The sequence below is a fragment of the Marisediminitalea aggregata genome (assembly GCF_900129565.1).
Lineage (GTDB): Bacteria > Pseudomonadota > Gammaproteobacteria > Enterobacterales > Alteromonadaceae > Alteromonas > Alteromonas aggregata.
Map to the genome: position 1 here is coordinate 593,312 of NZ_FQWD01000002.1, position 15,819 is coordinate 609,130.

Annotated in this window: 10 protein-coding genes and 1 other RNA gene; 7 read left to right on the plus strand and 4 right to left on the minus strand. The window is 47.7% G+C overall.

Annotated elements, in window-relative coordinates:
* The first annotated feature begins 142 nt into the window (after positions 1 to 142).
* Positions 143 to 838: a hypothetical protein gene (locus BUB81_RS06725; protein WP_073321034.1), complete on the plus strand. Its 696-nt coding sequence runs from the start codon at positions 143 to 145 to the stop codon at positions 836 to 838.
* A gap of 285 nt (positions 839 to 1,123) precedes the next feature.
* On the opposite strand, the gene BUB81_RS06730 is transcribed toward BUB81_RS06725, so the two are convergent.
* The 3 genes from BUB81_RS06730 to rnpB form a co-directional block, all read right to left on the minus strand.
* Complete coding sequence (locus BUB81_RS06730; protein ID WP_073320173.1) at positions 1,124 to 2,089, minus strand: inovirus-type Gp2 protein; 966 nt, start codon at positions 2,087 to 2,089, stop codon at positions 1,124 to 1,126.
* 205 nt (positions 2,090 to 2,294) lie between these two features.
* A complete protein-coding gene (locus BUB81_RS06735; RefSeq protein ID WP_084526290.1) occupies positions 2,295 to 3,965 on the minus strand; it encodes a tyrosine-type recombinase/integrase in 1,671 nt (556 codons plus the stop codon).
* Positions 3,966 to 4,051: 86 nt separating this feature from the next.
* Positions 4,052 to 4,410: RNase P RNA component class A (rnpB, locus tag BUB81_RS06740), an RNA gene on the minus strand.
* 370 nt (positions 4,411 to 4,780) lie between these two features.
* On the opposite strand from rnpB, the gene BUB81_RS06745 reads away from it, so the two are divergent.
* The 4 genes from BUB81_RS06745 to BUB81_RS06760 all read left to right on the plus strand — a co-directional run bounded on the left by BUB81_RS06745 (position 4,781) and on the right by BUB81_RS06760 (position 10,802).
* Positions 4,781 to 7,687: a TonB-dependent receptor gene (locus tag BUB81_RS06745; protein WP_073320179.1), complete on the plus strand. Its 2,907-nt coding sequence runs from the start codon at positions 4,781 to 4,783 to the stop codon at positions 7,685 to 7,687.
* A 107-nt stretch (positions 7,688 to 7,794) separates the two neighbouring features.
* On the plus strand, positions 7,795 to 9,351 hold the full coding sequence (locus tag BUB81_RS06750) for a tryptophan halogenase family protein (protein WP_073320182.1): 1,557 nt from the start codon (positions 7,795 to 7,797) through the stop codon (positions 9,349 to 9,351).
* A gap of 19 nt (positions 9,352 to 9,370) precedes the next feature.
* The gene (locus tag BUB81_RS06755; protein ID WP_073320185.1) at positions 9,371 to 10,105 is read left to right on the plus strand and encodes a SapC family protein; all 735 of its coding nucleotides are present in this window, start codon (positions 9,371 to 9,373) and stop codon (positions 10,103 to 10,105) included.
* Entirely contained in the window at positions 10,089 to 10,802 is a 714-nt protein-coding gene (locus BUB81_RS06760; RefSeq protein ID WP_084526292.1) for a DUF6445 family protein, read from the plus strand. The genes BUB81_RS06755 and BUB81_RS06760 overlap by 17 nt, the downstream gene beginning before the upstream one ends.
* 2 nt (positions 10,803 to 10,804) lie before the next feature.
* On the opposite strand, the gene BUB81_RS06765 is transcribed toward BUB81_RS06760, so the two are convergent.
* Positions 10,805 to 13,894: a TonB-dependent receptor gene (locus BUB81_RS06765; RefSeq protein WP_084526346.1), complete on the minus strand. Its 3,090-nt coding sequence runs from the start codon at positions 13,892 to 13,894 to the stop codon at positions 10,805 to 10,807.
* A 279-nt stretch (positions 13,895 to 14,173) separates the two neighbouring features.
* Between BUB81_RS06765 and BUB81_RS06770 the strand changes: the two genes are divergently transcribed.
* Complete coding sequence (locus BUB81_RS06770; protein WP_073321068.1) at positions 14,174 to 14,731, plus strand: RNA polymerase sigma factor; 558 nt, start codon at positions 14,174 to 14,176, stop codon at positions 14,729 to 14,731.
* Complete coding sequence (locus BUB81_RS06775; protein ID WP_073320188.1) at positions 14,724 to 15,761, plus strand: FecR family protein; 1,038 nt, start codon at positions 14,724 to 14,726, stop codon at positions 15,759 to 15,761. The genes BUB81_RS06770 and BUB81_RS06775 overlap by 8 nt, the downstream gene beginning before the upstream one ends.
* Positions 15,762 to 15,819: the final 58 nt, after the last annotated feature.

The following is a 15,819-nucleotide window of genomic DNA, read 5'->3' on the forward strand; positions in this document are numbered from 1 at the left end:
ATAAGTAGAATCTGACGTACATTCAGATGTAGACTGTTGTTTTCAGTCTATTCACTGACAGTTTGTACCAATGTTCTTCGTGCAACAGAACTGCTTAAGATTAATGGACACTAACCAAGAAGTAATAAAGAACGGAGAGCTCATGTTCACAAAAGAGTATATCGATAGTCTACCGAAAGATCCTTTACTTGCGCTGAGCAAAGTAACTGATAAAACTCTAGATTTCTGGGATGATATTCCACCGAATTCGGAATTAAACAATATAGATTTCTTTTTAGAAGCCTATGCGATTTCAAATGGGTTGATTGAACACCTTCCTGAAATTAGGAGATACTCCCCTAATCTGAATGAGCATCAGGAGAAAATATTAGACAATCTTATAGTCTACTTCAAAAATCTAAAGGTCGATATTTCAAAGAAGCTTATCTCTATTAAAACCGCGCACCTTACCGAAAAATATTCAGCGCTATTAGGAAATTCATTTTCATATGAGTTTTCTGAAGGAGATTTAAAGAGGATTCAAGAGCTTATTAATCAACTTCGTGATCATGTAACTTCTTCAGATTATTTTGACGAAAACCATAAAACAAGATTACTGAGTCGATTAGAAAAACTTCAATCTGAATTGCATAAAAAGATGCCAGATCTTGACCGGTTTTGGGGCCTAATTGGTGATGCGGGAGTTGCTATTGGCAAATTGGGCAAAGACGCTAAACCTTTCGTAAAGAGAATTAAAGAGATATCGGACATTATATGGAGAACTCAATCAAGGGCTGAAGAATTACCATCAGACACTCCAATGGACTTGCTTTCCTCATCTGATGACTCAGAAACATAGTGGTTGATTTTTCTTTGCCAATAATTAGCAAAAAGCTGTATTAATTAGTCAAAATTAAAAAAGTAACATATTGATTAATAAAACTAATAACCATATTGGCAATTTATTTTAGGGTTGTTGTTATCCTGCTGATACGAAGTAGTTTGGTAAGCAAATAACCAACAACCCTATATGGGTCTGTATGCGATTTTAAGAGCACTTAACCAACACCCTGTAGGTTAGGGTTACCAACAAAGATAAATGGCAACATAGAGCCTTACAGGAGAAATTAGAGCTGAAATCAAACTATAGATCGCTCTTTACCTCTCTAGACTCAAAATTCTTAAATGCTTGTTCTACTTCTTCAACACCAGCAGCAATTTGTTTTATTCTTGCTTCTGATAAATCAGGTATGTCTTTCAATTCAGACCTACCGTGTTTCTTTTGACCTTTAGGCAAATGTTCTTTAGTGACAACTTTACTCAAATAGCTTAATGCGTAGATGCACTCGTCTAAATAACCACCAATTGGGAATTGGATATGCTTACGAGTTATGATTGCATTGATATTTAGATAGTTACAACCCTTATCATCAGCAATCAAACGTTCAATGCATATACGTTGTTGTTCTTGTGATTCAACAGTAAAACCTTTTCGTTCCAGAACGAAGAATCCTTTAATAGCTACGTAAGGATTTACAACTTTTTTCTTCGATGTATCAATATCACTTTCATCTTTACATGATAGTGTTATGGCAACTATATCCCTGAAGTTGTTATATAACTGTTTGATTGTCATACGGTCTACTTTTCTAAAAGCCATAAAACAATGAAAGTGGATTCCCTTACCTAAGCGTGATTTACCCTTTTCTCTTACCCAGAGATATTGAAGATCTCTGTATATCGATTCACCTTCAGTTTTCTTAATTGTTCTAATTCCGTTGTTCCAACGTTCCTTTTTCAACCTGCGAACAATAGGTTGAAGAAGGTTTGTGATACTAATGCCAGAATCAGCAGGGTAATAATCAAACCTAAGTACAGTGACTTCGTTGTGTCTAGAACACACAAACTTTATCACTTTAAATATGTTGTCTAAGATAGGCTCTTCGTGGTTACCACGTTCAATGTTATCTTGAGACTCTTCTGGAATTTGTAATCTAAAGCCTTTGTAATGGGTTAACCATTCTGCGTTGTCGGTAGTGTGGAATTGGTTTAGTGCTTTGCGTTGTGCTTCATTAACAGCAGCGCTTGATGTTTTTTTAGTAAATGCCAATTTAGTAACCTCCTTGTATTTGTACCTTCATGTCATGAAAGTGATGTTTTTAGATGATACTATTTACTAAGATATTATGTAGCCAGACTTAGAGTTATAAAGTCACCACAAACACTATTTTTATTGGCATAAAAAGAGATATATGACTCTCAAAAATTGGTTGAGATGTTTTTGATAAAAGATAATTTTCAGACGTATAAAAATTCTACTTTGCTGATTCACCCGACTCAGCACTAATAGAGATCGAGTTTATGTATTCCTGCATGAGTTTAATATCATCTGGATGAGAATAGTTATCCGTTATATCTTGCTGTCCCGATAAACTATGTCCCACTATTGCTTTAACATACATATCGGGTACATTTTTAGTCCTTAATGTAGTGACAACAAAGTGCCTTAAGCTGTATAAACTCAACGGTCTCCCAATCCCATCAGTATCGGGAAAATCGCATTCTTTCTTAATAAAATTGGCGTATAGTCGTGTTAAATACCGATCTGATGTAGAGTATCTTTTAAACAAATATTCCTCTTTGCAATCTTCAACAAACTCTATGAAACCCTGTTCTATAAGCCATTTATGAATAGGTATAATTCTATTACTACTTATTGTCTTTAATTCACCAGCTTCTTCTGTTACTCGGATCGAGTGTACGCCATTTAATTCAAGAATATCTTCTTTTCTGAGTTGCATTATCTCAGCATTTCTCATGCCTGTGTGAGCCATTATGTAAATTGGCCATTTCTTTCCGGGTCCCAAACTTGATACACATGTGAGCATTTTAAAAACTTGCCCAACTGAAAATACAGCTCTTTTTTCACTATTTGCGGGCTTGAAATTCATAAATCTAAAAGCCTGTGAGTTACCACCCAAAACTTTTTCATAATAATTATAAAATGTTGCTAGATTTTTGTAGTGATTGGCTACAGTTTTTCCTCTGACCATGTCGTCTTCTGAAATAATTCCTTGCGCAACAATTTCAAATAGTTCAGGAATTGTATTCTGTTTCGCTATCCTAAGATTCCTTCTTGGGAAATTTGATAGGTACTCTCGAAACAATGTATCAAGCTCGTTTGACGTAACATCTTGCATTGAAGTACCCTCGAAATAGTATCCAAACAGGTTAAAACTATTTTTTACATCTTTATATCTGGTCTCGTCCCAAGGTTCACCGCCACTCATAGACTTATGTAACGTCCCCTCTAAACCAGCCCTCATGAACTGTTCAAAAAGCTCATTGAAAGTTCTTCTACCTTCAATCATTTTTTTTAAGTTCAAGTAAATTTGTTCAGCACTATCAATATCTCCGTTTAGCAAGTGATCTTTTAAATGATTGACTCGAAGGTAAAACTTCTCCAGCTCTTCTTCAGATTTAAAAAACTCTTTTGTAAAATCTGAAGCGTCAAGTTCAAGAATATTTTCACTACTATTAGAATCTTCAGATAAAAATAATTTTTTTAGCGCCGTACCAGCCCTATATCCGGCATCTTGACTAGAGCAAATTTTTTTAATTTTGAAAATTGAATATGTATCAAGGTCTTTATCATATAGACCACCTGAGAACTGCCGTTCTAAATAGCTCTTCCTATACTGCCTATACAAAACGTCTTCTAAGTCTTCATTATTGTTGAAAAGAACGTCAATCTGTTGAATTTCACTTTCAATAACAGATCGAACTAACTTTCGAATTTTTAAATCTTCCATAATTTGGGTTTCACCTGATTTTTTCATTAAATCAAGTATATGCGAAACTCTTCGTAGAGCAGTAGTGCTATCTTTCGTGTAAAGGGAAACTCTTATGATTTTGCCTGAACTTCGTAAGTTGAAGTAATAAAAACCTGCTCGCTTGACAGTGTATGGAACGTTGATGTGTGACATGATGTGTACCACTATGTGTGACACACGGAATTACGCCCCCCCTCAAATAACTATAACCTTTTGATTTAGCTTAATAATTTAAGAAAAGTCGGAGATGGCCGTAAGCCGGGTTCTGTTCTCTTTCGAGTGGTAATCATTCCTCTAGGCCAGCAATTGCTCACTGGCTCAAGCAACCTACCCGCTCCCCGTGCGGGCCGCACGTATAGGGAGCCTATTTGGTCTTGCTCCGGGTGGAGTTTACCGTGCCACAAACTGTTACCAGTTGTGCGGTGCGCTCTTACCGCACCCTTTCACCCTTACCGGCGCCGAAGCGCTTAGGCGGTATACTCTCTGCTGCACTGGTCGTCGGCTCACGCCGCCCAGACGTTATCTGGCACCCTGCCCTATGGAGCCCGGACTTTCCTCCCCTTTCGCAAGCGAAAGCAGCGATTACCTGGCCATCTCCGGCGCGCATGATACCGCGTTTACTCAATAATACCAATCGGCTTATTCGCTGAACCCCATTCTCGATTCATCGCCTCAATTGTAAAGAAAAAAAATTAACCATAACGCTAATTAATTCAATATGTTAAGCAATACCCAGATTTGGCAATGTGATTTTTTTGTAAATTTTTTAGGGGGATTTTTTTACCATGCCTCGTCTTTACTCCTAAGCAGCAACTCACCCTTGCTGTGCCGGTGCTGACTTGACCGGCAATTTGTTGTGTAACCCGTGCTTGTGCGGCCAATGGGCATTTTCTCCCTGGTTTTACGCCCATTGGCCCGCTGGTCGGCTTACACAGGATCCACACAATCGTCAGGACAGAGAACATAACATGTACAACAAAACAAAAACCGCCTGCGCAGTAGCAGCCGTGCTATCCACTATGGTGGCATCACCGCTGGTACTGGCCCAGGACGCCGCCCAACAAGAAGTTGAAACCATTGCTGTAACCGGTATCCGCTCTTCTGTTGCCAAATCCATGGACGTCAAGCGCAGTTCTGCTGGCGTGGTAGATGCAATCAGCGCAGAAGACATTGGTGACTTCCCCGACACCAACCTGGCTGAATCCCTACAGCGTATTACCGGTGTGTCTATCGACCGTTCAGGTGGTGAAGGTCAGTTAATTACCGTGCGAGGTTTTGGCCCGCAGTTTAATACCGTGTTGGTTAACGGCCGCCAGATGGCGTCGGAAAACCAAAGTCGTGCATTCAGCTTCGACACCATTGCTTCAGAACTGGTTAGCAGCCTGGACGTACACAAAACGTCTACAGCCACTATGCAGTCTGGTGGTGTGGGTTCAACCATCAACGTAAACACCGCGCGACCGTTCGCATTGGGCGGCTTCAAGGTCGCTGGCAGCGTGAAAGGCGTGTACGACGAAAACAGCGAATCGACGACACCACAGCTGTCGGGATTGATCAGCAACACCTTCAACGACGACACGTTCGGCGTACTGCTGGCGGTATCGCATCAGGAGCGTGAAACCCGTTTGAACCAGGCGCAAATTGACGGCTGGTTAGAAAACGTCGGTGTACCCAACCCGGTAACCGAAAGTGGCGAAGCGTGGGATGGCAATGTGTTCTCACCGCGTAACTACGACCACAAAGTGACCTTTGAAGACCGTACCCGTACCAACGCTAACCTGGTATTACAGTACGCGCCTAGCGATGACCTGGTGATCACGGCTGACGCGCTGTATTCAAAATTTGATGTGGAATCCAATGCCACGTCTTACGGTCACTGGTTCACTGCGCCGAATATTCAGGGCGTAGCCGACGACGGTAGCCTGTTCGATGCCAATGGCGATCGCCTGAGCCCTACCGTTGATGCAAACGGCACGGTTATCGACTTGTACCAGGAAGTGGGTCTGGCGACCGATATGCACGCCAAGACTTTCGACCGTCTGACCGACACGCTGTCACTGGGCCTGAACTTTGATTACCAGTACAACGACAACCTGAACCTGAAGTTTGATTTAAGCCATTCAACCGCAGAACGCGAAGCCAACAACGGTGGCGGTGACCAGCTGTCTCTGATTGGTTATGCAAACCGCGTACGCTTTCAGGTTGACGACAACATTCTGCCGGTCGCCAGCATGTTTGCTGACGCCAACGCCAACATCTACAGCGGTCAGCAAGAAATCGACGGCGCCATCGTGGCCTCTCCGGTTGACGGCTTCCCAGCTTACGATAGCAGCCTAACGCCAGCTGGCGTGAGCGACTTGCTGGACAAAGACAACAGTCGTGCACACGTTATGTTACGTCGTGGCTGGGCAGTAGAAGATGAAGTGACGCAACTGCGTTTCGACGGTGAGTATTTCACAGACAACGGCGGCATTACCGAAATTCGTTTTGGTACCCAGTACAGCAACGAAACTAAGAGCCTGACCCGCTGGGACAACGAAGGCGTTGGTATTCACTGTACGTACTGTGGCTACCCTGACCTGCCGGAAATCCCTGCCGATGCACAATACGTGTTCAACGCGGGTAACGACTTCTTAAGCAGTGTAAGCGGCAGCGGCCGTATGCCAACGTCATGGCTGGCACACAACGGTGAAGCCAACTTCGCGTTCCTGGAAAACTACTACCAGAGCGTTAACGGCTCAGCCATTAGCTTCGATGCCGTGCGTCGCAACAACAGCTTCGACGTGGAAGAGCAAATCCTGTCTGCTTATGTAGAAATGGATTTTGAAGGCGAAGTGGGCGACATGTTGTTGTCTGGTACTGCCGGATTCCGTTACGAATCTACCGATGTGTCGGTAACCGGTACCGAAGCCCCGATCATTCAGTTAACCGTACTGGACCAGACTGAAATGCTGGCGCAATACGGCGAAGCGCAACCTATCGACGTTGACGCCGATTACGACGTGATCCTGCCTAATTTCAGCATGAAGCTGGAAATCACCGACGACCTGATTGCCCGTGCAGCGGTGTCTACCACCATTACACGTCCAACGTTGGAAAGCATGTCGCCGGTAACGGTTATTACTACAACCCGTCAGGGTGGTGACTTAACCTCGACCAGTGGTAACCCGGGTCTGGAGCCATTTGAATCAGACAACTTCGACTTGTCTGTTGAGTGGTACTACGACATCGCCAGCTACGCGTCAATTGGTTACTTCCGTAAGCACGTGTCTAACTTCATTGTGAACAGCCAGGAAGATCGCACCTTTACGCTAAGTGACGGCAGCCTGCTGACTGACCCGTCTACCGGGACAGACAGCAGTGGTCCGGACGGCGCTGACAGTGTTGCTGTGTTTACCAATACCCTGCCAAACAACGGTGAAAACGCCATTGTTGACGGTTTCGAACTGGCCTGGCAGCACAGCTTCGACTCAGGCTTTGGTGTACTAGCTAACGCGACCCTGGTCGACAGTGATGCCAAGCTGGACCCTTACAACATCAACCAGGTGTTTGCGCTGACCGGTCTGAGTGACTCCTACAACCTGGTCGGTTTCTACGAAAACGATGATTTTATGATCCGCCTTGCCTACAACTGGCGCGGTGAGTTCGTTCAGTCGTTAACCCAGTCTCAGGGTGATGGCCCGACTATCGTTGAGGATTATCAGCAACTGGATCTGAGCGCCAGCTATGAGCTGTCTGATTCACTGGGGATCTTCTTTGAAGGTATTAACCTGACCGAAGAGTACGTGCACAAGCGCGGACGCTTCAGCAACCACATGCTGTTAGTTGAAGACAGCGGTCGTCGCTGGGCGTTTGGTGTAAGAGGTTCATTCTAACGAGTGCCCCGGCTGGCGTGCGTGTCACCCTTTCGCGCACGCTGGCTATTATTATGTAAACGCACAGTACGCTGTGCCTTTACACAATAATAAATGAGGTAACTACGGTGACAAGTGCATCACAACCTGTTCGCAAAGTGGTAATCGTTGGCGGCGGCACAGCCGGCTGGCTAACCGCGGGTCGCATTGCGGCTGAACATGCCACTAAAGCCCATCACCCGGTAGAGGTGGTGCTGGTTGAATCCCCGAATATTCCTACGATTGGCGTGGGTGAAGGCACCTGGCCAACCATGCGTAACACCCTGATCAAACTGGGGATTCGAGAAACCGATTTTATTCGTGAATGCGACGCCAGTTTTAAACAAGGCGCTAAATTCGCAGGCTGGGTAACCGGCGACGCCAACGACTTCTACTATCATCCACTCATGCTGCCGCAAGGATTCAGTCAGGGCAACCTGGGGCCTTACTGGCAACAACATCAAGACACTATTGAGCAATCGTTTTCGAATGCAGTGTGCTTTCAGGAAGCCTTGTGTGAACACAACCGCGCACCGAAATCGATTCGTCATGCCGAATTTGGCGCAGTTGCTAACTATGCGTATCACCTGGATGCAGGCAAATTTACCGCGTTTTTAACCCGTCACTGCACAGAAAAACTCAATGTCCGGCACGTGCTGGCAGACGTAACCGGCGTAATAGCCCATGACAATGGCGATATCCGGGCTATTCAAACTCAACAGGCTGGTGAAATTGACGGCGATTTATTTGTAGACTGTACCGGCTTTCAGTCGTTGCTGCTCGGCAAACACTACAAGGTGCCTTTTGTGCCGTGCGATGACGTGCTGTTTATTGACCGCGCTCTGGCAGTGCACGTGCCTTACGACAGCCCGGACGCCCCAGTGGCAACCCATACTATCTCCACTGCGCAACAGGCGGGCTGGATTTGGGATATTGGCTTGCAAAGCCGCCGTGGCGTCGGCCATGTCTATGCCTCGCGCTACCAGAGTGAGCAACAAGCCTTGGACCAGCTTGCTCAGTATGTCGGACCACAATTTAACGACTTTTCTGTAAAACAGATCCAGATTCAAAGCGGCCATCGCGAACATTTCTGGCACAACAATTGTGTCGCCGTCGGCCTGTCAGCGGGTTTTCTAGAACCTCTGGAAGCCTCAGCTCTGGTACTGGTTGAGCTATCAGCCACCATGCTGGCAGAGCAACTGCCGGTAAACCGCGCAACGATGCCAATTATCGCCAAGCGGTTTAACCAGACTTTCCAGTACCGCTGGCAGCGTATTATTGATTTCCTGAAGCTGCATTACATGCTTACCAAGCGCACTGACACTGCGTTTTGGCGCGACAACTGCGATCCGGCCACCATCCCCGATAGCCTGCAGGAACTTTTAGATTTATGGCGCTATCACCCGCCTTACGACCACGACTTTACCAGCAACAATGAAGTGTTCCCGGCGGCCAGCTACCAGTATGTGATGTACGGCATGGGGTTTGAGTCAGACCTGAGCTTTGGTCAGCAGCAGGTAGCCAAGGCATTTGCGCAGCAACAACTGCAGATGAATCAGCAGGCGAGGCAAAAAGTGCTCAGCGCCCTGCCAACTCACCGTGATTTACTGAACAAAATTAATCAATACGGCTTACAGCCGGTATAACAATAAGCGAGCCCTGTTTATGTCTTTAGTTGCCCTCAACCCCAATGCTCATAAGGCACTTAAAATCAACCCGCAGCAGGTGCCACACGTTGGCGCCAACGCGCATCTGATCCCCGTGGTGGTGTCGGAGTTTCAAAAGCTGGTAGTCAACTACCCTATTGTGTTTACCAAGCACGCAGACACCGGCCAGTTTGTATGCTCGGCGCTAACCGGCTTTAGCGAAGGCGAGAATCTGTTCTGGCAGGAAGGCCGCTGGCAGGCGCTGTATATTCCGGCGCAAATTGAACGCCACCCGTTTTTTGTGGGCCAGGACACAGATGCACAAGGCAACGCGAAGCCGGTGATCTGTTTTGATGACGCGAGCCCCGCCATTGCAGACACGGACGGCGACGCGTTATTCAATGACGATGGCACGCCTACGTCGCTGCTCAACGAAAAACAGCAGCTATTGGCTCAATTGCTGGACGGCGAACAGCAAACCCAGCAATTTATAGACGCGTTGCTGTCTCACTCACTTATTACCCCCATAAAACTGGCAGTCACCTTTGCCGATGGCAGCGAGCATACAGTGCAGGGATTGTTTACTATCGACGAAGAAAAGTTATCGCAGTTGAGTGCAGAGGCCATTACCAGTTTGCATGCCGGGCAATGGTTAGGGGCTATTTACACCCTGATCGCTTCCACCGCGCAAATTTACGCACTCATTGACCGCAAAAATCAGCGCATCGAGCACGGCAATGCCTGGTTTAGCTGAAGCGAATGCACCGATGGGTGCTATTCGGCTGCACTACGTAGGCCAAAGCCGTACGCCGTTATTGGTGGTGGATGATTTTCATCCGGACCCCGATGCGCTGGTGGACGAGGCTTGCCATGGGCAACCTTTCCAGAAGCTTAGCGACGATTTTTACCCCGGTGTAAGAAAGCCGCTGCCCGGGCACTACTCAGCTTTTCTGCGTAGTGCCCTGCCGGCGGTACTCTGGTTAGCCGGTGAAAACGACAGCGCGTTTTCGCTGTCGTTTGCCCAGTTTTCCATGGCAACGGCATCGCCCGAGAGCTTGAAACCGATTCAGCGCATTCCTCACATCGACTCCACCGTGAATAACGAGTGGGCGATGGTGCATTACCTGTTTGACAATCCAAAGGATGGCACTGCCTTCTACCGCCACAAAGAAACGGCACTTGAACGACTAAATACCGCTGAACATAACCGCTATATGCAGATCCTGAAAAATCAGGCCACCACGGAGGGGCTGCCTCCGGCTGAGTACATTCAGGGTTCGACGGCACTGTTTGAGCAAACCGATAAAGTGGATGCAGTTTATAACCGCGCTATCTTCTATCCGGCCAACGTGTTTCATTCGGGGTGTATTCAGGTGGGAAGCGGTCTGAGTGACGACCCTGCCCGCGGGCGACTGACCGCGAATTGCTGTATTACTATTGCTGAATCGTAAAGCTAATAGGTAGCCCGCACGCCAACTACATAACGCGCGCCAGAGTCTTGCACTAGCAACAGCTGATTGTTAAAGCGGCCGTGCTTGTGCACGGTTTCATTAGTCAGGTTGATCCCTTCTGCATACAGGGTAACGCGACCGTTAAGCTGGTATGAGGCGCTGACATCCCACTGCTGATAGGGGTTAACAAAGGTCGGCTCGTTGCTTTGTGACTGCACCAGAGACTGTAAAAATCCGCCCCGCCGATTATATGCTACGCGCCATTGCAGTGGTCCTTTCTCGTAGAACAACACCAGATTGCCTGCCCCAGAGAGGCCGGTTAAGGCGAATTTAGTTTTAACGTCGTCCTTATCGAGTTCAGCGTTACTGCTTACCGCACTGACATTAGCCTGCACACCAAAACCGGAATCGCCAAAGGCATGTTGCCAGCTAACCTCAATGCCGTCGACCATAGCAGTCTGACCGTTTACCGGGCTAACTATATCAAATACGGCCGTGCTATCGGCTTCATCCGGCGCATTTGGGTCATTGCCGGTACTGGGATCCGTCACCCCAGGAAAAGGGACATCCTGGTTGGCACTCAAAATAAAGTTATCCACGTATTTACGGAATGCCGCGGCAGCAAGGTAGCTGTCTTTCTGATAATAATACTCTAACGCGATATCCAGGTTACGTGACTCGAACGGCTGAAGTAACGGGTTGCCCACCGAGGCACGTAAATCGCCGCCCTGGCGTGTTGTGGTAAAAGTGATCCCCGGCGTCATCTGCGACAAGGTTGGGCGCGTAATACTGTGGGAATACGCGCCGCGCAGAACCCACTTATCGCGATAGGTTGCTTTTACCTGAATACTGGGTAGCCAGTTGGTGTAGGACTGCGAATAATTCACAAGCGCGGCCGCCCCCGTGATTGGCGCCAATTCAGTTTTGTCTAAGATCACCAATGAGTCCAACTGCTCGTTCACCCCGGACACCTCAACATCGGTGTGGGCCAGCCGCAATCCGGTGTGAGCCACCACAAACAGCGACGAAAAATCCCATTCGTAGGTGAGATCAGCATACAGTGCGTAGGTTTTCTCATTGATGACAAACGAGTTATTGCGCCGCACAGCACTTAAATCAACGCCTCCCGCTTGCTCCAGAAAAGCAAACAGTTCAGGGCCATTGTGTCTTAACCACTGGTTGGGTATGCCATCATGCCCACTGACTTCATCTAAAAAGTCGTCACCTGCGTTAAACAGGGTTTGAAAACTGTCGGGAATATCGGGCGTATCGAAATAGCCGCAAAAAGCGCAATGGCGTGCATTGAGTTCATTGTCGTAACGGGTGTTTTGCTTGGTTTGATCGGCCACCCGCCAACCAAAATCGAGTTGGGTGAGGCCGCCATTATTCAGCAGATAGCGGCCATCTACCTTCCACTGTTTCACCGTATCACTCACATCCCACCCGCGTTTTAGCATGACATGCGAACGGCCATTTGACGGGTCCAGATAGTTCCCAACACCGACAACTTCGCCGTCAGCGTTTACTTGTGTAGGGTTTGCAGTCTGGAACCCATAAATAGCCGGTAACACCACATTGTTGGTGTGATCGAATGTAGACCGGTTCAGATACCCGATAAGCGACAGGGCATTCCCGCTGCCCTGCTTGTCCTGTGACGTGGCGCGCGACATGGAGAGATCGCTGTTAAGCGACAGAAAATCAGTAACCTGCCAGTCGATGTTTATACCACCCGCATGCAATGTGCTGTCGCGGTTAAACGTACGTGCATGAAAATCTGTTGCGTGGCCTTCCTGCTGGCTGAACTTCACCGCGGTGCCGTTATCATCCAGCTCTACAGCCTCAAGATTACTCGAAGTAAACCAGTGGCCCATGGACGTTGCAGAGGTATTTACGTCAAATCGCGACCCCAGATAATCAGCGGTAATATCGAGGGAATCATTAGGCCGGTATTGCAATACCAGGGTGCCGCCAGTGCGGGAGCGATCGTCAAAGCGCACCCGCTGATCGTAGTTTCTGGGAACGTATAATGTGTCAGTATCGCGCTTCAGCGAAGACGCGGGGACGTTGGTATTTACCAGCCAGCCGTCTATTTGCGCTTCGTCGATGCGGGCATCGCGCTGATGATGAGTGAGCGACAATAACACCCCAAACTTATGATCCAGAAAGGTATTGCGCATTAACACCGAGCCTTGTGGAGTCCATTGGTCGGCGTTGTCATCGTACTGCATTTCCACACTGCCTGCAGCCCGCATACCACGGTACGACAGCGGTTTGTCGGTAATGATATCGATGGTCGCGCCAATCCCTCCGGACTGCTGCGATGCCTGATTTTGCTTAAAAACAGTGACGTTACTAACCAGCTCCGACGCCAGGGTGTCAAAACTGAATTCACGGCCTAAGGTGTCGGTGGCCAGTTGCCGCCCATTAATCAGAACACGGTTGAATTCGGGGCCAAAGCCTCGCACGGTAACATAACGCCCCTCGCCTTCTGCCCGGTCAATGGCAACGCCTGATACCCGTTGAAGTGCTTCAGCCAGATTCTGGTCCGGAAATTTGCCCATTTCCACCGACTGAACGGTTTCCAGCAAATAGTCAGCGTCGCGTTTTATGGCCAGCGATTGTGCCGTTCTGGCACGCAGCCCGCGAACCTCAATGTACTCAACCAGCGCTTGCTGATCTTCCACCGGCACACTGAGTAAGTCGTCGCGCTTTGCAAACAGATCTGAAATCCACCTGAACAGTCCGCTGCTCTCTTCATCATCGGGCTTCACCGACACTTTTATGCGGCCGGAGTCGGTAACCTCAGCCATGAGGTCGGTGCCCGCCAACAACAGTGTGATTGCCTGTGCAACCGGATAAGTCCCCTTCACACTGTTGGCCATGCTGTGACGCACTTTGTTGTAAGGGAACACAATGGTGAGCTGCGCCTGATTTGCGAAGGCAATTAACGCTTCATCGGCAGGTTGCCGAGCAATATCGAATGAAATGGTTTGCGACTGCTGTGATTGAGGCGTAGTCGTTTGAGCAACGCTATCAGCCGACAGTGCAAGGTACACTGCCGCCGCAACAGGCGCCCAAAACAAGCCTTTCACACGATTCAAGTTAACCACCTGTTTACTGCACTTAGGCACACAATCGCCACATTTAGTTTTATTTTTACCAATTTTAGCTATTCGCACACGAGGCCAGCCTGACGACCGGATTGATGCGGACACAACCCTATAATAAGGCTGGGGTTTGTGTAAAGCAGGAATCACATTTTATTAACAATACCCATTATTCTCCCCGAAGTGCAATTTTATCTATAATGCTATGGGGGAATTCATTTTGTTGGTCGTCCTATAGAAAGTAGTAGCAAAATAATAATGAAGATGTCAGTCGATAACACCATTCACAACGCCTACATGACGGCTCGAAACGGCATTGCAAAAATGCTGTCGAGACTTGTGCCGCCAAAAGAAGTGGACGACATTTTACAGGACACCTACGTACGATTATGTCAGGTGAAAGACACCAGCCATATTCGTGAACCTCGTTCTTTTTTGTATAAAACGGCGCGCAATCTTGCTTATGATCATCTTAAGCGTGCCGATGTCAGGTTAATCGATGATGCGATCGAGGCAATCGACCAGTTAGACAGCCAGCTAGACGAATTCGAAGACGAAACGTTACGCCAGACAGCCAGTCAGCAGGAGTTTGCGCATTTTTGTGACGCCGTTCGCTTGTTACCGCCACAGTGCCGCCGCGCATTTGTGCTGAAAAAAGTGTACGGACACACACAAAAAGCCATCGCAACTGAGTTAGGTATAAGTGAAAAAACAGTGGAAAAGCATATAGCTGAAGGTGTTAAACGCTGCACGTTACACATGCGAAAAGTGCAACAGCGCGACGAAGGCGTGACAGGCATGAGAGGTCAACACAATGGCTGATCAAAATGTAAATAATGTTGTGTCGTTGCACAGCGAAGACCGCATCCTCGACGAAGCCAGTCTCTGGCTGGTAAAACTCGACAACGGCCTGTCTCAGCAGGAAGTGACTGCCTTAAAGCAGTGGCTGAAAACACCGGCTCATCAGGATACGTTTCTGGAAGTTGCCGCCTTGTGGGACAAAATGGAAGTACTCAGTAAATTAGCAGAAATAGTGCCGGCGCCGCGTTCACAGCGCAGTGTTATGCGCCCTCTGGCTATTGCTGCATCGTTTCTTTGCGTGGCGTTGCTGGGTTGGTTGGGACTCAGTGCCTGGCAACCGCCATCGCAATCTTTCGCTACCGTGCAATATCAGAACGCACTGAGCACCCAGGTGGGTGAAATGCGTGAGTTGATTTTAAGTGATGGCAGCAAACTCACCCTTAACACTGATACCCAGGTGGCCGTTACCTACACCGACCGCCAGCGTCTGATTGAACTCAAACGTGGTGAACTTCACATTGAAGTGGCCAAAGATACCAGCCGACCACTCAGTGTACTTGCTGATGGCCAGATGATTCAGGCGGTGGGTACGGCATTTAACGTTGAATGGGTAAACGATACGCTGGACTTACTGGTAACCGAAGGCCGGGTTCGGGTAGCGCCACAAGCACAACCTGTAGAAGTGCTCACCCAATCGGTGGACGTGCGGTTACCAGCGACTTCACTGTCTGTATCACAGGGGCAGTATTCGACCCTCTCAGAGCCCGTTCAAAAAGTGCGTCGCATAGACGATGCCGACTTAAGTGCCAAGGTATCCTGGCAGACAGGCAAATTGATTTTTCGCGGTGAATCTCTGGCCGAAGTGATTCGGGAAGTCTCACGATATACGCCGCTGTCTATTGAGTTGGGAGATGCGTCACTAAAGGACATTCAGATTGCAGGCTTGTTTAACGCCAACGATGTAGAAGGTTTACTGGCCGCGCTGGCTGAGAACTTCCCGTTGCGGTATGACTACACATCCAGCGATACAGTGGTGATTCATTCTCTGTAGTGCGTTGTCTGTATGACTTTTTTCAAAGGCTATAAAAAAGGTGAGCACTTGCTCACCT

What these genes read in the sequence shown, in the direction of transcription:
- BUB81_RS06725 (WP_073321034.1), top strand. Translation starts at nt 143, where the DNA reads ATGTTCACAAAAGAGTATATCGATAGTCTACCGAAAGATCCTTTACTT.
- BUB81_RS06760 (WP_084526292.1), top strand. Translation starts at nt 10,089, where the DNA reads ATGCCTGGTTTAGCTGAAGCGAATGCACCGATGGGTGCTATTCGGCTG.
- BUB81_RS06775 (WP_073320188.1), top strand. Translation starts at nt 14,724, where the DNA reads ATGGCTGATCAAAATGTAAATAATGTTGTGTCGTTGCACAGCGAAGAC.
- BUB81_RS06735 (WP_084526290.1), bottom strand. Translation starts at nt 3,965, where the DNA reads ATGTCACACATCAACGTTCCATACACTGTCAAGCGAGCAGGTTTTTAT.
- BUB81_RS06745 (WP_073320179.1), top strand. Translation starts at nt 4,781, where the DNA reads ATGTACAACAAAACAAAAACCGCCTGCGCAGTAGCAGCCGTGCTATCC.
- BUB81_RS06770 (WP_073321068.1), top strand. Translation starts at nt 14,174, where the DNA reads ATGTCAGTCGATAACACCATTCACAACGCCTACATGACGGCTCGAAAC.
- BUB81_RS06755 (WP_073320185.1), top strand. Translation starts at nt 9,371, where the DNA reads ATGTCTTTAGTTGCCCTCAACCCCAATGCTCATAAGGCACTTAAAATC.